Origin of the sequence: Marinomonas sp. BSi20584, assembly GCF_002792415.1 — a bacterium.
Lineage (GTDB): Bacteria > Pseudomonadota > Gammaproteobacteria > Pseudomonadales > Marinomonadaceae > Marinomonas > Marinomonas polaris.
The window spans coordinates 21,451-40,064 of record NZ_KZ454896.1 but is presented as its reverse complement, the minus strand read 5'-3'; the positions used below and the strand labels follow the sequence as shown (position 1 = coordinate 40,064).

At 44.1% G+C, this 18,614-nt stretch carries 21 protein-coding genes; 5 read left to right on the top strand and 16 right to left on the bottom strand.

Annotated elements, in window-relative coordinates; genetic code table 11:
* Positions 1–10: 10 nt before the first annotated feature.
* The 16 genes from sbnA to TY87_RS20070 form a co-directional block, all read right to left on the bottom strand.
* Positions 11–1,006 carry a 2,3-diaminopropionate biosynthesis protein SbnA gene (sbnA, locus tag TY87_RS20145; RefSeq protein WP_100188426.1) on the bottom strand — a complete coding sequence of 332 codons (996 nt, stop codon included), beginning with the start codon at positions 1,004–1,006 and terminating at the stop codon, positions 11–13.
* A 205-nt stretch (positions 1,007–1,211) separates the two neighbouring features.
* Complete coding sequence (locus TY87_RS20140) at positions 1,212–2,039, bottom strand: ABC transporter ATP-binding protein (RefSeq protein WP_100188425.1); 828 nt, start codon at positions 2,037–2,039, stop codon at positions 1,212–1,214.
* Positions 2,040–2,046: 7 nt separating this feature from the next.
* Positions 2,047–3,015 carry a FecCD family ABC transporter permease gene (locus tag TY87_RS20135; RefSeq protein ID WP_100188424.1) on the bottom strand — a complete coding sequence of 323 codons (969 nt, stop codon included), beginning with the start codon at positions 3,013–3,015 and terminating at the stop codon, positions 2,047–2,049.
* Positions 3,012–4,016, bottom strand: coding sequence for a FecCD family ABC transporter permease (locus tag TY87_RS20130; protein ID WP_157789928.1), 1,005 nt, complete (start codon positions 4,014–4,016; stop codon positions 3,012–3,014). Before TY87_RS20130 ends, TY87_RS20135 begins: the two co-directional genes overlap by 4 nt.
* On the bottom strand, positions 3,997–4,908 hold the full coding sequence (locus TY87_RS20125) for an iron-siderophore ABC transporter substrate-binding protein (protein WP_100188422.1): 912 nt from the start codon (positions 4,906–4,908) through the stop codon (positions 3,997–3,999). The genes TY87_RS20130 and TY87_RS20125 overlap by 20 nt, the downstream gene beginning before the upstream one ends.
* Complete coding sequence (locus TY87_RS20120; protein ID WP_100188421.1) at positions 4,902–7,043, bottom strand: TonB-dependent receptor; 2,142 nt, start codon at positions 7,041–7,043, stop codon at positions 4,902–4,904. Before TY87_RS20120 ends, TY87_RS20125 begins: the two co-directional genes overlap by 7 nt.
* Positions 7,044–7,739: 696 nt before the next feature.
* A complete protein-coding gene (locus TY87_RS20115) occupies positions 7,740–8,108 on the bottom strand; it encodes a methionine-R-sulfoxide reductase (RefSeq protein ID WP_072839848.1) in 369 nt (122 codons plus the stop codon).
* A 225-nt stretch (positions 8,109–8,333) separates the two neighbouring features.
* Complete coding sequence (gene yjgA / locus TY87_RS20110) at positions 8,334–8,873, bottom strand: ribosome biogenesis factor YjgA (protein WP_100188420.1); 540 nt, start codon at positions 8,871–8,873, stop codon at positions 8,334–8,336.
* 6 nt (positions 8,874–8,879) lie between these two features.
* Complete coding sequence (gene mgtE, locus TY87_RS20105; protein WP_100188419.1) at positions 8,880–10,232, bottom strand: magnesium transporter; 1,353 nt, start codon at positions 10,230–10,232, stop codon at positions 8,880–8,882.
* Positions 10,233–10,239: 7 nt separating this feature from the next.
* Positions 10,240–10,509: an HPr family phosphocarrier protein gene (locus TY87_RS20100; protein ID WP_012070121.1), complete on the bottom strand. Its 270-nt coding sequence runs from the start codon at positions 10,507–10,509 to the stop codon at positions 10,240–10,242.
* A 9-nt stretch (positions 10,510–10,518) separates the two neighbouring features.
* Positions 10,519–10,968 carry a PTS IIA-like nitrogen regulatory protein PtsN gene (gene ptsN, locus TY87_RS20095; RefSeq protein WP_012070120.1) on the bottom strand — a complete coding sequence of 150 codons (450 nt, stop codon included), beginning with the start codon at positions 10,966–10,968 and terminating at the stop codon, positions 10,519–10,521.
* A 17-nt stretch (positions 10,969–10,985) separates the two neighbouring features.
* On the bottom strand, positions 10,986–12,461 hold the full coding sequence (locus TY87_RS20090) for an RNA polymerase factor sigma-54 (RefSeq protein ID WP_072839851.1): 1,476 nt from the start codon (positions 12,459–12,461) through the stop codon (positions 10,986–10,988).
* 78 nt (positions 12,462–12,539) lie between these two features.
* Positions 12,540–13,265, bottom strand: a complete 726-nt coding sequence (lptB, locus tag TY87_RS20085; RefSeq protein WP_012070118.1) for an LPS export ABC transporter ATP-binding protein — start codon at positions 13,263–13,265, stop codon at positions 12,540–12,542.
* Entirely contained in the window at positions 13,266–13,793 is a 528-nt protein-coding gene (gene lptA / locus TY87_RS20080) for a lipopolysaccharide transport periplasmic protein LptA (protein WP_072839852.1), read from the bottom strand.
* Complete coding sequence (gene lptC, locus TY87_RS20075) at positions 13,777–14,355, bottom strand: LPS export ABC transporter periplasmic protein LptC (protein ID WP_100188418.1); 579 nt, start codon at positions 14,353–14,355, stop codon at positions 13,777–13,779. The genes lptA and lptC overlap by 17 nt, the downstream gene beginning before the upstream one ends.
* The gene (locus TY87_RS20070; RefSeq protein ID WP_100188417.1) at positions 14,355–15,353 is read right to left on the bottom strand and encodes a calcium/sodium antiporter; all 999 of its coding nucleotides are present in this window, start codon (positions 15,351–15,353) and stop codon (positions 14,355–14,357) included. Before TY87_RS20070 ends, lptC begins: the two co-directional genes overlap by 1 nt.
* A gap of 127 nt (positions 15,354–15,480) precedes the next feature.
* Between TY87_RS20070 and TY87_RS20065 the strand changes: the two genes are divergently transcribed.
* The 5 genes from TY87_RS20065 (at position 15,481) to TY87_RS20045 (ending at position 18,597) form a co-directional block, all read left to right on the top strand.
* Complete coding sequence (locus TY87_RS20065; protein ID WP_084122376.1) at positions 15,481–16,281, top strand: ABC transporter ATP-binding protein; 801 nt, start codon at positions 15,481–15,483, stop codon at positions 16,279–16,281.
* Entirely contained in the window at positions 16,278–17,060 is a 783-nt protein-coding gene (gene mlaE / locus TY87_RS20060) for a lipid asymmetry maintenance ABC transporter permease subunit MlaE (RefSeq protein ID WP_100188416.1), read from the top strand. Before TY87_RS20065 ends, mlaE begins: the two co-directional genes overlap by 4 nt.
* A gap of 1 nt (position 17,061) precedes the next feature.
* Positions 17,062–17,526 (top strand): outer membrane lipid asymmetry maintenance protein MlaD, encoded by a 465-nt coding sequence (gene mlaD / locus TY87_RS20055; RefSeq protein ID WP_072839856.1) that lies wholly within the window; start codon positions 17,062–17,064, stop codon positions 17,524–17,526.
* Between the two features lie 3 nt (positions 17,527–17,529).
* Entirely contained in the window at positions 17,530–18,147 is a 618-nt protein-coding gene (locus TY87_RS20050) for an MlaC/ttg2D family ABC transporter substrate-binding protein (RefSeq protein ID WP_072839857.1), read from the top strand.
* A gap of 213 nt (positions 18,148–18,360) precedes the next feature.
* On the top strand, positions 18,361–18,597 hold the full coding sequence (locus tag TY87_RS20045) for a BolA family protein (RefSeq protein WP_012070110.1): 237 nt from the start codon (positions 18,361–18,363) through the stop codon (positions 18,595–18,597).
* Positions 18,598–18,614: the final 17 nt, after the last annotated feature.

Below are 18,614 nucleotides of genomic sequence, written 5' to 3'. Positions count from 1 at the left end.
AATCTCCTTATTATTCAATTGGGTCTTTTTGCTGGATGTTTTCTTGTTTATTGAAATGGCGTTCACGTACCATCTTGAACCATGAGTCGTCATATACGAGATCTAGATAGCGGTCTCCGCGATCGGGTAGTAGTGTTAAAACACATTTACCAGCTGGAATATTAGGAAGAATTTTTTCGATTGCAGAAATTACTGAACCGCTTGAGCCACCAGCAAAAATTCCTTCTTCAGCGATCAAACGACGGCAGCCTAATGCTGATTCAAAATCGTCGACATAAACCACTTGATCTACTTCATTTATTGAGAGAAGTTCAGGAACGCGGCTAGCGCCGATACCTGGAATTTCTCGAGGCTCAGACTTACCTCCAAATAAGACTGAACCAATAATATCGACCGCAATTACCTTCATATCAGGGAATGCTTCTTTAAGGCGTCGGGATACCCCCATTAGCGTCCCTGACGTGCTTGCTCCGATAACCAGATAATCAATTTTTTGATCGATTTGATTTAGAATTTCGCTGCCTTCCCCATAGTAATGACTGCGCCAGTTATCTGGGTTTGCGTATTGGTTGATCCAAACCGCTTTCCTGATTGATTTGAGGAGTTGTTTAACTGTATTAATTCGAGTCAATAGGTAGCCATCATTCTCATCTTTTTCAGAAACGATCACGATGTTTGCATCAAAAAGTTTTAGAATTTTGAGGTTGGTTGGCGAAATTTTAGGATCGACAACCGCAGTGAAGTTGAGGCCTTTCATCTTGCATATCATTGCAAGCGCTATAGCTAGGTTGCCTGATGAGCTTTCAATGATATGACTGTCATGTTTGATGGTGCCTGTTTGAACTCCTGCGTCTAGCATATACATTGCAGGTCGATCCTTGATGCTCCCACCAGGGTTCATTAGCTCCAATTTAGCTAAGACAGTCACATCACTATCTGAAAATACCTTTGAAAGTCGAACTAATGGAGTGTTTCCGATGCAGCTTGCCATATTTTCTTTGATCATTTTTTCTCACCTTATCCATGTTGTGATCATTGAATATTAATGAAGATGATAATGATTATCAATAGTTTTTAGTTGTAAGGTTATAAGTTTTATATGTTTGCCTAGGGCTAGAGAGGTTTGGCACTGACGCCTAGGTGCGAAGTTACAGCGACTTTAATGGGCTGTAACAACGCAGCAGCGGAAGGTTTGGAGGAAGTTATCTGAGTTAGACTGTTTCTAATTTTGTAACGGATCTTAGCATACCATGGCGGTTTGCTAAGGGAATTAACAGCGGACAGGAAGCCTGCGGGTGTGGCAGGATGTCACAGCTTAAATCAAATATATCTTCGATCAGCGCTGGTGTTACCGTTTCAGTTGGTGAGCCTTGCGCCATGATTTTCCCTTTTTTCATATAAATCAGGTGATCGGCAAACTCAAAGGCTTGGTTTAGGTCATGGAGAACCAGTACGAGCGTTTTCCCATGGTCTAGATTGAGCTGCCGAATGAGATTGAGTAGGTCATACTGATGGCTCAAATCTAGATAGCTCGTGGGTTCATCTAGCATGAGAATATCGGTTTCTTGGGCCAAAACCATGGCCAACCAAGCTCGTTGTCTCTGTCCTCCTGACAATGCCCCGATAGAACGCTTTGCTAGATCTTGAATCTTGGTTTGTTTAAGAGCTTCTGCCACGGCAGTTCGATCTTTGGTAGAAGGGGGGAGTAATGCTCGTCGGTGAGGATAGCGCCCCATCATAACTAATTCTTCAACCGTAAGCGTGTCCGGTGCTGTTGGGTGTTGAGGCAAAAAGGCAAGCCGTCTAGCCATTTGCCGAGCGGAAGTTGCATATTGTTGCCAGTCTCCTATCCAAACTTGCCCTCCCTGCAAGGGGTGTAAACCTGCTAAGGATTTCAGTAAGGTCGACTTCCCGCAGCCGTTAGCTCCCAATAAAACGGTAATGCACCCAGCAGGAATGGTAAACAGGGCTTCTTCTATCAGCGGAGTCCCGCGATATCCTACTTTTAAGTCTGTAGCTCGAATCGTATGATTATTCATGAAGTCATTATCCGCGAATACGTTGCTGCCAAAGCAGCAGTAGAATAAATACCGGTACGCCTAACATCGCCAGCATTAACCCTGCAGGTAACTGTACTGGAGCGAATAGGCTGCGCCCCAATAGGTCAGCTAGCATCGTTAAGAGCGCACCGTATATCAGAACCGGGAGGGCCAGCCTTTCTGGATGAGGAGGATGCAGTAATCGGGCGAGATGTGGAGCTAGTAAGCCGACGAAGCCAAGTGTGCCGGACGCAGCCACTGCCACAGCACCAAGAGCACAGGCCATCAACAAGCACAGGCCTTCTATCGCCCCTGTTCGCGCCCCAAGCATTCTAGAACTGAGTGGATCAAGTAGTAAAGGACCAAGCCTTTGACAGAGTAGCCAAGAGGCAGGAAGCAGAACTGACGACCAAACAAGTGTGCTAACCAAGGTGCTGTGATTGGTAGAAGCAAAGCTTCCTGAGAGCCAAGTCATAACCATCGCCAATTGTTGTGTTTCTGACAGAATCAATAGGCAACCGATGAGTGCACCTAATAAACTACTGAGGCCGACCCCCATCAGGATTAACGCAATAGGGGGGGTCCCACGACACAATCGCCATAGCACAATCACACTTGTTAGGCCGCCAGCGACTCCCAGCAGCGGCAGCCATTGAGGTGGCATTTCTGGCATGATGAGGATACCCAGTACGACCGCGAGCGCTGCGCCCTGATTCACGCCAATAATACTGGGATCTGCGAGCCGATTGCCGGAAAGTGTTTGCAGTAACAGGCCAGCCATACCTAATCCTGCTCCGACTAGAGCTGCCACAATCACTCTTGGTAGTCGTAATTCGGTGATAATCTGCATCATCAGTTGTCGCTGCTGTTGCTCCATAAAGAGCGGCAATGTATCGATGCTACCGTTTAGCATACAGAGTGCGAGTATTGGTAGTAATAAGCCTAGGCAGAATGTCGGTGTGAGTCGTATGCTCATTGGTTTCGATATCTCCTTTTTACTAACCACATAAACCAAGGCACTCCGAGTATCGCAAGTGCTACGCCTGGCGGGATTCGGTCATCACTGTCTAACAGAAATACGGCGAAATCCGCTAACGGTAGTAGCAAAGCGCCCAGAAGTGTACTTCCCAGAAGCTGATCAAGTATCCGTTCGCCAATCCAAAGGCGTGCAAGATGCGGCACGATTAGACCAATAAACAGAATAGGGCCACTAACGGCTACTGACGTCGCGGTTAATATCAGAATAATGGCGCTGACCATGATTAAGATCGTGCGTGGATTGGCACCTAGACCACGTGCGGTATCGTGACCGGATTCCAGTAGCTGTAATGATCGAGTTGAAAATACAGCAAGTATCAGTCCGGTTAATACAAGAGCCGCTAAAGGGCCAATCTGGCTTCTTTCAATCAAGGATAAAGAGCCTGCTAGCCAAAAACGGATGGCATCGAGTGCGTGTTGATCGAGTATGAGGGCAACGGTGGTCAAAGCGCCAAACAGTGTGCTGAGTAAAGCGCCAAACAATAATAGGTTTTCCGCTGCAATCGCTCCGGTTGTAATCCTTACCACGCCGAATACTAAGACCATTGCCAAGAATGCCCCACTTAATGCCGCTATAAAAGCATACAGAGGTAGGAATGGCAAAGGGGAAATGATTAGGCAGACTAACCCTAACGCTGCCCCCTGATTAAGGCCAAGTAACCCAGGGCTTGCTAGCGGATTGGCCGTCATTCGCTGTAGTAGACAGCCAGCACAGCCAAGTGCTGCGCCCACCAGCAACCCAGCGAATAGCCTAGGAAGGCGTAGCTCGGTCAGCACCAAATAATCCATATCGCTTATGCTCGTTGTATCACCACGCAGCAAACTTAATAGGGACATAGCGCTGTAACCGTGTTCCCCAGCGAGCAATATAGCGGGAGGTAACGTAAGAAGAGCGATCAGCAGGAAGAATAGGCTGCGCTCAGTTGATAGGATAGTCATGAATAATCTGCTCCAAATCATCTAGAATATGCTCAACAGCAAGAGGGCCTATGCCTAGCATCCAGTAGCTGTCATCTATCTTGTAGAGATGCCCTTCTAGTCGCGACCAGAAGGGCGTTCGCTGCCATCGACGCGCCAATGATCCCTGCTTAGGGGAATATTCACTTAGCAGCACTATATCACCGTCTAGTAAATCGATCTGTTCCGGCGAGCGTAGTCGTCGAGCGAAGCCGGGACCAGACTGCGAGCTAGGGCGCTGTAAGCCACAGCGCGCCATAACCGAACCGATGAACGAGTCGGGCAGGTAGAGCCTAATGTGGGTTTGTAGTGATCGTACGATCGATAATTCGGGACGCCCCTTTATTTCGTATTCCGCTAGTATTTGTTGGCAGTGGTGGTCGATTTTATTGAGTAACGCCTCGGCAGTATTTTCTCGGTTTAATGCTTTAGCAAAGAGGCGCACATTATCGGCCCATGTCGCCCCCACTTTATCGGTAAATACCGTAGGCGCGATGGATGATAGCAACGGGTAGAGTCTGCCATGGCGCAGCCGACTGCCAAGAATAAGGTCTGGCTTTAATGTCATGAGTCGTTCTAGATCTGGCTCTTGTACCACGCCTAGGGAAATAAGCTCGATGCCTTCTAGAGGTAGATAGTCTGGAAAATTGCCAACTTGATAAGGGGTGGTCGCAGCGATTGGCGTCACCCCCAGGGCCAGGGCAATATCGAGCTCTCCAGTGTCTAATACCACCACTCGCATGGGGTTTGGGCTAACGCAACTGCTTCCCAGTGAATGACTCACTGGGAAGCAGTTGCTAAGTACTGTGTCAGCCGAATACAGGCAAGTCGACAGCATTAGAGAGAGGGCTAAGATGATGGTTGTTCTTACCATTGGTATTGATAACTGGCTTTTACAGTAGTACCTGATGCAGAGACATGGCTTTGGTTGTTGCCATTGCGAAGCAACTGGCCATATACCGTGTAGTAATCTTCGTTGAACAGATTCTCAATACCTAAACTAAGCGTGTGTGCTGCCACTTGATAGCGAGCGCTGTAATCAACTGTCGTGTAAGCATCAACTTTATTGCTGCCAAAGCCAATTTTATCTTCAAAGGCGTCATCACGAGCACCGCTGTAGTTCACCTGCAGGCGATGGAACCATTGATTGTTCGGTGAGTACTCTGTGTAGGCGTGCACTTGGAGTGGCGCAATACGGTAGCCGTTCAGAGCTTTCCAACGACCAGCGCTTTCGTCATAACGCTTACCTTCCGTCCACGTTAACAAGCCTCCCAATTTCCAGTTGTCATCAAGTTGATGGTCCATTGTCAGCTCAAGTCCATAGATACGCTCTTCAGAGCGAGGCAGTGCCAGCGAAAGATTCTGAATCGTGGTCTGCCCTAAATCTGATGTGCTGTAGAATACGGCAATGCTAGTCTGCGTATCCCCCCAATCATTGCGCATCCCAATTTCGAAATTGTCCGTTTTAATGGGCTTTAACTCGGAGTTTGTGATGTCGAAACCATTAGCTGCATAACGGAGTTGCAGGCCTATGTCTGGGAGTTCAAAACCTTGGGAAAAATTTCCGTATAATTCTGTGGAGTCATTTATAAAGTAAATCAGGCCAGTGTTAAACAAGAAATCATCGTAACTAACATCACCACCATGAATAGTGTTGCCCTGACCAAGGGTCGTGAAATCATTAAATGAAGCTGAGACATACTCATAGCGAGCCCCTGTTTCCCAGCGTAAGTCATTTGTCAAATTGCTTTCAAACTGTGCGAACGCGCCGATATTGTCTTGTGTAATGGGCGGTACAAAGACTCGGTCCCCAGTGTCGATAAAGACCGTTCCGTTGCTATTATCATAAGCTGTGCCATCAAAAGTCGTCACAGGCATTTCTGATTTTTCCCGATTCATATCTAGACCCCAGCGCAAACGGCTCGCCTTAGTAAGGTCTGTATTAAATGTTAAACGGCTCCCCATACTTTCACTGTTTAGGTAGCTCTGGGCTAAGGAATTCCATGTACTGATAGTCCGTCCATCAAAAGGTGTGAAACGAGCGTGATAATCCCGGTAATAAACTTGAGCATCAAGGCTACCTAGCTGAGTCTTATCCATTTCCCATGCTAAATTTAATAAGGTGTTGCGGGTGCGGTTTTGCTTGTCTAGCTGTAAGCCTGGAATCGCCTGAGCTTTAACACTCCCTGCAGGTAGGGCTGCGACCGAAGGGGCGGAAGCATAATCTGAATCTTGCTCCGCGTCAAAGTGATTCGCTGACAGAGTAAAGGTGCCTTTTTTTGTAAACCAGCGTGCTTTACCGGCTAAACTCAAGCTATTCGTATCGGACATGTCACCTTGGCTAGGTTCAGGAGCGATGCGGTCTCCGTCAGCATCAAAGAAGGAGTTAGTGCTTTCCCATGCTAGGTTGAAGTTGTAGTCGAAATTTTCATCTCCATTGGCAACATACTGCTCTCCTCGATAACTGAGACCGTCACTATCTAGTTCGGAAAGGGCGCTTTTTAGTCCAATGGTGCTGGTGGCTTTATGCTCATTCTGGCGTGTTACTATGTTGACTACTCCGCCTGCCGCGCCGCTGCCATAAACAGCGCTACCGCCGCGTAAGACTTCGATTCGTTCGATATTAGCAACATCGATGTTCATCAAATCACGACTGACGTTTCGATTGGTATTTTGAGGAATGCCGTCGATCAGCACTAGAAGATTTCGACCACGAATGCTTTGATTATAGTTAGTTAAAGTCTTGCTAGCAGGCGCCATTCCAGGAACTGTTTTGGCAAGAATCTCGCCTAGGTTACTGGCGGTCTGATACTGATTCTCTATCTGCTGGCGGTCAATCACTGTAACAGAGTGGGCGAGTTCTTTGACTTCCATGCCCTGGCGAGTGGCAGTAACTTTTACTGCCTCCAGCTCTACAGAGGTACTGATATCTTGTGCAATTGAAGCGATCGAGAATGGGGTGGTGGTCGCCAAAAGAAGTAGGGATGTCAGATTTATATTCGGTTTCATGGGTGCTCAACTTCCATATAAAATATTAAAGTTAATTATGATAATCATTATCGTTTGATTTTTCAATAATTTTCCTAAATTTACACAGATTACTGAAAGAGAATTTGATATATAGATAGATTCCCATTTTTAATAGGTACAGGTTTGGCGGACACTAAATGTTATTATTTGTTCGGCCAAGGAGAAAGTTATAAGACATCTCGTTTACAAGAAAGCGCACATGTCGTTGCACGAGTGCCAAAAGATATTTAAGAGATTATTATGATATCTGGTGCTTCAATATCTCGTTTTTATTTACGTCGCCTTAGATAAGATAAAGCAAGAAGTAGAGCGCACATCATCGTGTAAAAATGGCAGATGTACTGCTATTCAAGGAGAAGCTTTCTAGTGCCAAGGGATCAAGAGAAGAGACTCTTAGTTTAATTGCTAACTTTGAGCAAGAGTCAGATTCGATGTAAGGGAACTATAAAGATCCGGAGATCACAGTCGAAGATTTGCTAATAAAGCTTGATCGTTCAGTGCCAAGTTTTACACATTTAGTAAGAGGGTCATGACTTAAGAGCTGTCTTGTGTTGTTTTTAAAGTAACGGCTTCAGGTGATTTTTTTGTGTTTCAGACGCCACCAATAAAACAGTTATAGAAACAATAAAACCGCCAGTTGGGCGGTTTTATTGTTTTAGCGCTTGGACTAAGTGATCAACCTTGGCTTACGAACTTCATGGAGATGGAGTTGACGCAGTGGCGGATGTTGTTTTCAGTGAGTCTTTCCCCTTCAAATACATGACCTAGATGGCCTTCGCAATTGGCGCAGACTATTTCTATACGACGGCCGTCGGCATCTGGTACGCGTTTTACAGCATTGGGGATTTCGTCGTCAAAACTTGGCCAGCCGCAGTGAGAAATGAATTTGTGTTCTGAGGTGTAAAGCGGCGCTTCGCATTGGCGACAAACATACAGGCCGCCTTCCATTGTGTCGGTGTATTCTCCAGTGAATGGGCGTTCGGTGCCTTTATCAAGGATTACACTAGCTTCTACAGGTGTAAGCTTGTTGTATGGTTTACTCATAAGACTTGTTCTCCTGTCACTATAATGGACGTTAATAGCATAAATTATGTCATGCCTTATCGCTGTAGACTAAGACAATAAATTGCACGGCGAGTTCGAGTTTTTGTGGGCGTTAGTTTTTAGTAGGGAGTGGGCATAAAAAAGCCCATCTTAAAGACGGGCAATTTTATGTACGGATACGCCATTATCAATGTATAGCGTCGATCTTTGGACTTGAGTTTAAGATTATTCCATTAAACCAAGACGCTTTTCTTCGGCTTCACGTAAGAAACGGAAAAGTTTTTTACGGTTTGTGGTGTTTCCTTCTTGTGACACTTCTTTCTGAGATTGGCGAATAAGCTGTCTAAGCAGTTGGATGTCTTCAATCTGTGGGTTTTCTTCTAAGTATTCAGACAGTACTTCTTTGCTGTTCTCGCCAATTAGCATGTCGCGTTTAATCTCAAGCTGATGAAATAGCTTGTTGTAAGCGGCAGAAGTGGAATCGAAAAGCGCTACACGGTGCGCTATGGCTTCGTGATCTTCTGTGCGCATTACCTTGCCGATGTATTGCAAGTGTCTTCTCATGGCTTCATGTTGCTTTATGCGGCCAGCTTCAACGAATGCTTCGCGTAGAGTGTCAGACATTTCCACTTTTTTAAGCTGATTTTTGCTTAGGCCTAGTAGTTTTTTTCCAAGATCTTGCAGGGCTTCCATTTCACGCTTGATCTGGGTTTTGCTCTTAGGGATTTCTTCGTCGTTGTTTTCAAATTGATCAAAATCTGTCATGGGAACCTATATTAGAAAAATAGTAGCGAGACCAAGGAAGGATAGAAATCCAACCACGTCGGTCACGGTAGTCAAAATTACGCTGCCGGCTAGGGCGGGGTCGATGCCAATTTTTTTTAGTAGAATTGGCAGAAGTGTACCAGTGGCCGCTGCAAAAAGCAGATTTATTATGATAGCGCCTGCAATGATATAGGCAATCTTGATGTTGTCAAACCAAAGTGCGGTAAGTGCGGCTATTACTGTTGCCCAAACAAGGCCATTTATGAGTCCAACAATGAGCTCTCTATTAAGTAGCCAGCGAGTATTGGTAGAGCCTATCTGATTTAGTGCGATACCGCGAATGACCAGTGTCAGTACTTGAGAGCCAGCTATACCGCCCATGCTAGCAACGATTGGCATGAGTATAGCTAATGCGACAACTTGGTCTAGTGTCTCTTGGAATAAGCCGATAACGTAAGACGCTGTAAAGGCGGTTATTAGGTTTATGCCAAGCCACACTGCGCGTCGCTTGGTGGTTTTCATGATGGGTGCGAAGGTATCTTCGTCATCATCAAGACCCGCCATGCTTAACATGGAGTGTTCGGCTTCGTCACGGATAACGTCTACAACGTCATCGATGGTGATGCGGCCAAGTAGTTTTTTAGTTTTGCTGTCAATAACGGGAGCGGATACTAGGTCCATTTTTTCAAAAAGCTGCGCGACTTCGCTGGCAGGCGTTTCTGCGTCAATGACGGTGAATTCTGTTTCCATGATATCGCGCACTGTAGCGCTAATATCTGATACCAGTAGTTTGGTAAGTGGAAGTATTCCTAAAAGGCGATCTGAACGGCTGACAACCAGTAAGTTGTCTGTCATGTCTGGTAGTGTTGAGTGTCTGCGTAAATAGCGAAACACTAGATCGACGGTAATGTTTGGACGTATGGTGATGGTGTCCGTATTCATCAAGCCGCCAGCAGAATCTTCCGAGTAGCTTAATAGTGCTTCAACTCTTGTTCTGTCTTGCGTGGACATTGACGCAAGAACTTCTTTTACGACCTTTTCTGGTAGGTGTTGCAGTAAGTCTGCAAGGTCATCGCTTTCAAAATGTTCGGATACGGCGATAAGTCGCTCTGTATCCATGTTTTTCATGAATTGTACGCCAATATCTTCGCTTAGATATTGAAGTACTTCGCCTTCATTCTTGGCTTCTATTAACTCCCAAAGAAGCTTACGCTCTTTGGGAGGAGAAGACTCTAATAGACGAGCAACATCCTGTGCGGGCAAAGCGCCGTTAAGTAAATAACGGATTTGCATGGTGGTACCGGATTCGAGCGATTCGGTGACCGTTTGGAGGTGATTTAGAGTGTTTTGCTCTGACATATAAGTCTTACTCGTCTTCACCAAAACGATTATTTATTAATTCTATTACCGCTTTTATTGCATCTAACTCGTCTTCACCATTGGTTTTGATGCGAATTTCTGTGCCTTTGCCGGCAGCAAGCATCATCATCGCCATGATGCTTTTTCCGTCAACATTTCGGCTATCTTTTTCTATGGTGATATCGCAAGAAAAGCGAGTGGTTGTTTCAACCAATTTGCCAGCAGCGCGAGCATGCAAGCCAAGTTTATTTATGATCGTGACGGACTCTTCCTGCATGCTTTTTTCCTATATTAGTGATTCAAATATATTGAATAGTTCTTCATTGGTCTGTGCTGTGCGCAATTTATCCAGTGCTTCTGGAGATTGGGCAAGTTCTGCTATTTGAGCTAGTGTTGCAAGGTGTTGGTCACACTCATGAGGTGGAACAATTAATGCAAATATTAAGTCTACCGCTCTTTTATCGATGGAATCGAAATCAATCGGAGTTTGCAATGACATAACGACAATAGCGGTATGGTTTGCAGATTCTAGGCGACAGTGTGGAATAGCTATGCCGTTGCCTATGCCTGTACTACCTAGCTTTTCACGACCTAGTAGTGCGTCATAGACAGCTTCGTTGTCACAATGCAGTCGATTGGAAGCAACTTCAGCAATGCTTTCAAGTACTCGTTTTTTACTAACAATATCTTGTTTTGCGAGAACGAGTTCCGCTTTTAATAATGATTTCAAGGACATGATAAAATGGTTTCCGTTTAGATCAGTCGTTTTCGTTCATTGGAAGGAGGGATGTTCATCGCCTCTCGATATTTGGCTACAGTGCGTCGAGCAACCTGTATGCCTTGGTCTGCTAAAATAGCAGCTAGCTTGTTATCGCTTAACGGTTTTTTCGCCGGTTCATCCGATACAAGCTTTTTAATCATAGCTCGTATTGCGGTAGAAGAACATTCTCCGCCAGAGGCGGTGTTTACATGGCTGGAGAAAAAGTATTTCAGCTCAAAGATGCCTTTTGGTGTGTGCATGTATTTCTGTGTTGTTACCCTAGAAATAGTTGACTCATGCATACCTACTTCTTCTGCGACATCATGAAGAACCATGGGTTTCATGGCTTCTTCCCCTAGTTCGAAGAAATCAATTTGTCGACTTACAATGCAGCTTGCCACTTTTAATAAAGTTTCGTTGCGGCTCTGTAGGCTCTTCATGAACCATTTTGCTTCTTGAAGAGATGTTTTTATGTAAGTCACATCTTCTGCTGTTGCTGCTGCAGTGCTAGCCATCGCTGAGTAAGTCTCATTGATTTTGATGGGCGGCAAAGCGTCATTATTTAGTTCCACTTGCCATACGTCATGGCGTTTTTTCACTGTGACATCAGGAATAACGTAGTCCGTGTCGTCAGCGTCAATAACTGAGCCTGGGCGTGGGTTGAGCTGTTGAATCAAATTGACGACTTCTTTTAGTGCTTCGTCTTTGAGCTTTGTCTTACGGCTCAACTGAGCAAAATCTCGATTACCTAATAATGGTAGGTAATGATCAATAAGATTGTATGTGCTCTTATACAGCGGGTGGCTTTGGAATGCTTCTAGTTGCACAAGAAGGCAGTCGCGTAGGTCAATTGAGCATACGCCTACAGGGTCAAAGCGCTGCAATCTATGCTGCACTGCAATGACTTCTTCAATATCTAGATCTTCTAATTCAGTGCCGAGAGATTCCCAGATGTCATCGGGAGAAATGCTTAAGTAGCCATCAGGTTGAACGCATTCAATGATGGCGTAAGCGATTTCAATGTCGCGATCTGACATGTGGGTTAAATTTAATTGCCATATAAGATGGTCTTGGATGCTTTCTGCTGGTGCGTTACGGCTTTCGAAGTCGCTATCGCCTTCGTAGCTGTTGTGATCGCTGACAGCTGCAGAACTTTGATAGGTATCATCCCAGTTACTATCTATGGATAGTTCTTCAGGGATGCTTTCTGTCCACTCAGATTCTACGCGTGGTTCTTCGCTATTATTGTCGACTGTTGTATCGGCAGCGCTTTTTGATTCTATGCTTGCAGGGATGTCGTGATGAATTTGTTCGTCGTCGTCGAGCTCAAGCAATGGGTTCGATTCAAGAAACTCATGAATTTCTTGTTTTAAATCCAACGTAGAAAGCTGCAGCAAGCGAATAGCCTGTTGCAGTTGTGGCGTCATAGTCAGCTGTTGACCAAGCTTTAATTGTAAAGACTGCTTCATAGAGCAACTCTTTCTTCTATTTGAATGAATTGGAACGAGTTATGCATACTACTCCCTTTCTACAGCAATGATAAGGGGTTACAGACGGAAGTCGTCGCCTAAATAGACCTTTTTTACTTGTTCATTGTTGATGACGGTACTGGCATCGCCAGATGCAATGATGTAACCATTGCCAACAATGTAAGCTTTATCACAGATGTCTAGTGTTTCTCTGACATTGTGATCGGTAATTAAGACACCGATTCCACTTTCTTGGAGATGTTTGATTATGTGTTTTATGTCACCAACTGAGATAGGGTCTACGCCAGCAAAGGGTTCATCAAGTAGGATGAATTTTGGGTTCATGGCAACCGCTCTCGCTATTTCAACCCGGCGCCTTTCTCCTCCTGATAGTGCCATTCCTAGGTTGGTGCGAATATGGGTGATATGAAACTCTTCTAAGAGTTCTTCTAGTCTTTCTTGTTGCTGTGCTTTTGTTAGCTTTTTGCGGGTTTCTAAAATGGCTAGGATATTATCTTCTACAGACATTTTCCTAAAAATAGATGCCTCTTGAGGGAGGTAGCCAATGCCTTTTTGAGCACGAGTATGCATGGCGTCATGAGTGATGTCTTGGCCATCAATAAATATGCCGCCAGCGTCGTTTGCTACCATGCCAACTATCATATAAAAACAGGTGGTCTTACCCGCGCCATTAGGGCCGAGTAGGCCAACGGCTTGGCCAGACTCAACGGAAATAGATACATCCTTTACGACTTGGCGTTTTTTGTAGCTCTTCGCAAGGTGTTTTGCTTCTAGTAGTGCCATCTATTTTTTATTCTCAGGTGCTTGTTTATCTTTTGGCGCTTGCGGTTGTAAGGTCATTGATACGCGCCCTGAATCTTTTTTCTCAGCACTGAATGTGCCGTCATCAATCATGTAGAGGATGTAGTCTGCGGTGATGGAGTTCTGCATTCTGCTTAGGTAACCATCACCAATAATTTCTAATTTTGATTCGCTGGTTAAATAATGTATTTCATTGCCTTTACTGATAACAATGTTGCCGCTCCAGTCTATCTGCTGACTGAATTTCGCAGGTTTTCCTGTGGCTTCTAGGCTGCTAAATTTTCGGGTCTTAGCGTCTGTTGTTACTTTAAGGTATTGGGCCTGAATTTCAATGGTACCTTGCTTAACAAATACATTGCCTTTGTATATTGCTTCGCCTGAATTTTGGTCGAATGATGCCTCATCAGCTTGTATTTCTAATGGCTTGGTTGTGTCTTCAGGTAGTGCGTATGCGTATTGGCCAATTAGGGCTGAAGTAAGCAACACGCTGACGTTAATGAATCGTTTCATATTTTCCTCGTACAGATCCTGTCATCACGACTTCTTCTGAGTTTATATATGTTGTAATTGTGCCAGCAGAAGTCTCTCCTTGAGTGGAGATAAGCGTTGCATTTCCATAGCTGGTTAGTGATTGATCTTTATCTAAATAATGTATGTTATCTGCACTTAGCTTTATATCTTCAGATTGAAGGTATTTTTTAGTCGCTCTGGCATTTTCGGTTAATAGAATATCATTACTTCCGTCTTCAATAACCCCTTTATCTGCTTTTGCGCTCCAATGACCTGATTTTGAGTAGCGCTCGACGTTCGGCATTTCTAAGAGTGTTGTGGATTTTGCTATGTAGTGCAGCGTTTGTTTAGCGTCAAGTGTTTCGATCAGAAGTCCGTCAGCATCAAACTCTTTAACTTTGACATTAGTTATAAAGTAGTCTGGAGAGCTGCTCAATGAGTCTGTTTGAACGAGGTTTTGTATAGGTGCTGCCCCATACCAACCTAAAGAGGCTACTACTATTAAAGTAGCCCCAATGATTAAAAGGCTTTTGGGTTTTGTTAGTGTTTTTAACGAAAGCATTACACCGAACCGTTTGAGCTAATAATAAATAAATAAACACCATAAGAAGCAATAAGCGGTAAGCCTACCCATCTAGGGATACTGTTGTTTTTCGTTTTCTTGAAAATGAAAATGGCAAGAGCGAGAGCAACTGTTAGGCCTAAAACCCAAGGGAAATCTCTGCTTATCACGCTTTGATCTACTAGTCCTGGAGCAATAAGGGCTGGTAGTGGTAATACGGTGGCCAAGTTGAAGATGTTTGATCCCAATATATTGCCAATTGCTATATCGTGATGGCCTTTTCTGACGCTGCTAATTGAAGCCGCTAGTTCAGGTAGGCTGGTTCCAACTGCAACGATAGTAAGGCCTATAACTAATTCGCTTACGCCTAAAGCGGTTGCTATGCCTATTGCACCCCAGACAAGTAATTTAGAACTTCCTATCAATACAGCTAATCCGATTAGTGCAATGATGAGGGATTTGCTGACAGAGGTTCCATCGTCTTCTGGTAAGCCTTCTTTTAAATCTTTTTCTAAATCTTTACTGCCTCTTAGCAATATTGTCAGGATAATAATAAAAGCAGCAATTAGAATCACGCCATCCCATACGCCAAGAGTCTGATCAAACAGTAAAAAACCTGCTAGCAGGGTGATAGCTAATACGAGAGGGACTTCTTTGGTGGACAGTCCGGAGGCGATTGGAATTGCTGAGAATAATAATGTGATGCCGAAGACAAGTGCGATGTTGGCAATGTTCGAGCCAAGCACATTGCCAACTGCTATTTCTGGTGCGTTATCAAGTGCCGCAATGGCCGAAACGACCATTTCTGGTGCGGATGTGCCGAACGCGACTAACGTAATCCCTATTATCATTGGATTTACATTCAGTTTCTCTGCTACAAGCGCAGAGTGTTCTATAAATTTGTCGGAACTCATTACGAGCAAAACTAACCCTACAATTAGGGCGATAGAAAACAACAGCATGGTATTGATATTACTCAAAGATACAGGGAGTACCATTTAATGAGGTTTGGCGTTGAAATTCAAGGCTTGATCTTATAAACAAAGTGGATTTGGCTGTGTCATGATTTTATTTGTTGGGGGGCGATGTTAGTATCGGGCCATATTTGATAGGGATTAAAAAGGTGTGTCAGTGGTAGATGCTTATATAAAGGTCCAAAATGTTAGTTTTTCAAGGGGAGAGCGTTCTATTTATGAGAACGTATCACTTACTATTCCAAGAGGTAAGATTACTGCGGTGATGGGTCCTAGTGGGACGGGGAAGACGACATTGCTACGTTTAATTGCGGCGCAGCTCGCACCAAACTCAGGCACTATTTTAGTAGACGGTCAAAATGTTCACGCTTTGTCCCGCTCTGAACTTTATAAGGTGCGCAAAAAAATGGGCATGCTTTTTCAAAGTGGTGCTTTGTTTAGTGATATGACTGTCGCTGAGAATATTGCTTTTCCAATGGAAGAACACACCAAGCTGGATGCAAAAACAATAGCGGGTATTGTCTCTGATAAGCTTTATAGCGTTGGTTTACGCGGTGCCGCTAATCTAATGCCGTCGGAATTATCTGGAGGGATGGCTAGACGTGTTGCGTTAGCCCGTGCTATCTCTTTGGATCCAGAGTTAGTAATGTACGATGAGCCTTTTACTGGGCAAGATCCTATTTCTAAAGGGGTTCTTGTTAAGTTGATACGCCAGCTTAATGATTCAGCAAATATGACGTCTGTTCTTGTATCTCATGATGTTGAAGAGTCTCTTTCTATTGCTGATCATGTGTGTATTTTAGCTGGTGGGCGAGTGATTGCTGAGGGTTCTGCCGACGAAATTCGTGCTTCTGATGACCCTGAGGTAAAGCAGTTTTTGAATGGTGAACCTGATGGTCCTGTTCCCTTCCATTATCCAGAAGAAAGTATTTCTAGTAGGGCTGCATTATGAAAAGCATTGAGTTGTTGGGGGCGTCGCTACTGGATTGGCTTGAAGCCGTTGGTCGAGCCGGAATATTTTTGGTACAAAGTATTTTTAGGTTGCCTGTTCGGTTTAAAGAGTCTGTAAATTTGCTAGTGAAGCAGCTTTACTCTGTTGGGGTGTTATCTCTCGTTATTATTATTGTTTCAGGTGCTTTTATTGGCATGGTGCTGTCGCTTCAGGGTTACAGTATTTTGGCTAAGTTTGGCTCAGAAGAAGCGGTTGGACAGCTGCTGGCGCTTTCTTTGTTGAGGGAGTTGTCTCCAGTGGTTACGGCGCTTTTGTTTGCTGGACGTGCTGGCTCATCTTTGACGGCTGAAATTGGTTTGATGAAAGCAACGGAGCAATTATCCAGTTTTGAAATGATGGGTGTTGATCCTCTAAGACGGGTGATTGCGCCTCGCTTTATTGCTGGTGTGATTTGCTTGCCTATCTTGAGTTTGATTTTTTCTGCGTCGGGTATTCTTGGCGGACATCTTGTTTCTGTTGAATGGTTAGGTGTTTATGATGGCGCTTTCTGGTCATCAATGCAGCAGTCTGTGTATTTTGATACTGATATTATGAATGGCCTTATTAAGGCGTTATGTTTCTCAGTTGTTGTTACATGGATCGCTGTTTATCAAGGTTATGAGTGTGTCCCCACTTCTGAAGGGATTGGTAAAGCAACCACTCGTACAGTGGTTTTAGGTTCATTGGCTATTTTGGCTTTAGATTTTGTATTAACCGCCGCTATGTTTGGGGATTTTTAGCATGAGAAGTAAGCGTTCAGAATTGTTGGTAGGGTGTTTTATTGTATTGGGCGTTGTTGCTCTTGTTTATTTGGCCGTTCAAGTGAGTGGGCTTGCCTTCTCTAGCAAGAAAGACACGTATCAGGTCGTTGCTAGGTTTGATGATATTGCAGGGCTCACAAATCGAGCTAAAGTCTCTATTGCTGGCGTGGCGGTTGGTAATGTTGAGTCAATTACGTTTGATAAGAAGTTGTATATGGCTTTGGTAACAATGAATATTGATTCGGACGTTAATAATATTCCTACCGATAGTTCTATTGCAGTGTTGACGAGTGGTTTGCTGGGTGAGAAGTATTTAGGTATTTCTATTGGGGCTGAGGATGAAATGCTTAAAAATGGCAGTGAAATTTTTGATACCCAATCCGCCCTGGTTTTAGAAACTTTGATCAGTCAGTTCTTGTTCAAAGGCGGCGATTCGGAGAAGTAATATATGTCTAAGATTTTATCTGGTGTTGTTTTTGTTTTTTCCTTGCTTGGGTCAAGTGTAACTTGGTCTGACGTTGATGGTGCAAGGGATACGGTTATTAAAGTGGTTGACGCTTTTCGAACAGATATCGTTGCTGATAAAGCGGTGTTGTCTAAAGATCCGGTTTTATTAGAGAAGCGAGTTGATAATATCTTGGCGAATGTGGTCGATTTTGATGATTTTTCCAAAAAAGTGATGGGAAAATATTATCGAAGAGCATCGCCTGAGCAGCGTATTCGCTTTGCCAGTGTTACTAAAGATACCTTGTTGAAAACATACGGCACTTCCTTGCTTGAGCTGGATGCAGATCGAATTAATGTTTTACCTCTAGGGCCTCAAGGTAGGGGGAAAGAAACCAAAGTTGACGTTGACTTCCAGATGGAATCTGGCGGCATGTTAAATATCAGCTTTTTCATGGAAGAGTCTAAAAAAGGTGTATGGATGTTGAGTAATGTTGTGATTAACAACATTAACTTTGGCTTAACCTTTCGTAAGCAGTTTGGTGTCATGATGGAGCAGAATAAGAATGACATTGAGTTGGCTATTTCTGCTTGGCGAGAGTCTCTAGCGAAGAAGTCTTAATTCAATAAATCTGGCTTTATTGTGAGCAATAAAATCCGAACCCATTAAATGGGTTCGGATTTTTTGTTTTTTGGGAGGGAGCATTGTCAGTCTTGATTAAAATCTTAGAAAACAAGTGGTTTTTTATTCAGAGTTAGGCTTAGAGGTGTTAAGTAGTTGGCTGTACTCATGTAGAATAGGGGAATCGAGCATATTTTATATATTGGAGCGACTGTGAACGCAGGTGAAGTTAAAGCACTTTTGGAATCCTCTATCCGCAACTGTGAAGTGGTTGCAGAGGGAGAAGGTTGTAATTTTCAAGTAGTTGTAGTGACAAGTGAGTTTGAGGGGCTGTCAACGGTTAAGAGGCAGCAGCTTGTGTATTCACATCTTCAAGAAGCTATTTCCAGTGGCGCCATTCACGCCGTTACAATGAAAACCTATACGCCAGAACAAATAAGCAAGCTATAAAAGCTATTATAAGAGAT

Coding starts and splice junctions, on each gene's coding strand:
- TY87_RS20125 (WP_100188422.1), bottom strand. CDS start 4,908: ATGGTAAGAACAACCATCATCTTAGCCCTCTCTCTAATGCTGTCGACT.
- sbnA (WP_100188426.1), bottom strand. CDS start 1,006: ATGATCAAAGAAAATATGGCAAGCTGCATCGGAAACACTCCATTAGTT.
- TY87_RS20100 (WP_012070121.1), bottom strand. CDS start 10,509: ATGCAGGAAGAGTCCGTCACGATCATAAATAAACTTGGCTTGCATGCT.
- mgtE (WP_100188419.1), bottom strand. CDS start 10,232: ATGTCAGAGCAAAACACTCTAAATCACCTCCAAACGGTCACCGAATCG.
- TY87_RS20090 (WP_072839851.1), bottom strand. CDS start 12,461: ATGAAGCAGTCTTTACAATTAAAGCTTGGTCAACAGCTGACTATGACG.
- TY87_RS20135 (WP_100188424.1), bottom strand. CDS start 3,015: ATGAGCATACGACTCACACCGACATTCTGCCTAGGCTTATTACTACCA.
- yjgA (WP_100188420.1), bottom strand. CDS start 8,873: ATGACAGATTTTGATCAATTTGAAAACAACGACGAAGAAATCCCTAAG.
- ptsN (WP_012070120.1), bottom strand. CDS start 10,968: ATGTCCTTGAAATCATTATTAAAAGCGGAACTCGTTCTCGCAAAACAA.
- TY87_RS20130 (WP_157789928.1), bottom strand. CDS start 4,016: ATGACTATCCTATCAACTGAGCGCAGCCTATTCTTCCTGCTGATCGCT.
- TY87_RS20120 (WP_100188421.1), bottom strand. CDS start 7,043: ATGAAACCGAATATAAATCTGACATCCCTACTTCTTTTGGCGACCACC.
- TY87_RS20070 (WP_100188417.1), bottom strand. CDS start 15,353: ATGGTACTCCCTGTATCTTTGAGTAATATCAATACCATGCTGTTGTTT.
- TY87_RS20050 (WP_072839857.1), top strand. CDS start 17,530: ATGTCTAAGATTTTATCTGGTGTTGTTTTTGTTTTTTCCTTGCTTGGG.
- lptA (WP_072839852.1), bottom strand. CDS start 13,793: ATGAAACGATTCATTAACGTCAGCGTGTTGCTTACTTCAGCCCTAATT.
- lptC (WP_100188418.1), bottom strand. CDS start 14,355: ATGCTTTCGTTAAAAACACTAACAAAACCCAAAAGCCTTTTAATCATT.
- TY87_RS20140 (WP_100188425.1), bottom strand. CDS start 2,039: ATGAATAATCATACGATTCGAGCTACAGACTTAAAAGTAGGATATCGC.
- lptB (WP_012070118.1), bottom strand. CDS start 13,265: ATGGCACTACTAGAAGCAAAACACCTTGCGAAGAGCTACAAAAAACGC.
- mlaD (WP_072839856.1), top strand. CDS start 17,062: ATGAGAAGTAAGCGTTCAGAATTGTTGGTAGGGTGTTTTATTGTATTG.
- mlaE (WP_100188416.1), top strand. CDS start 16,278: ATGAAAAGCATTGAGTTGTTGGGGGCGTCGCTACTGGATTGGCTTGAA.
- TY87_RS20115 (WP_072839848.1), bottom strand. CDS start 8,108: ATGAGTAAACCATACAACAAGCTTACACCTGTAGAAGCTAGTGTAATC.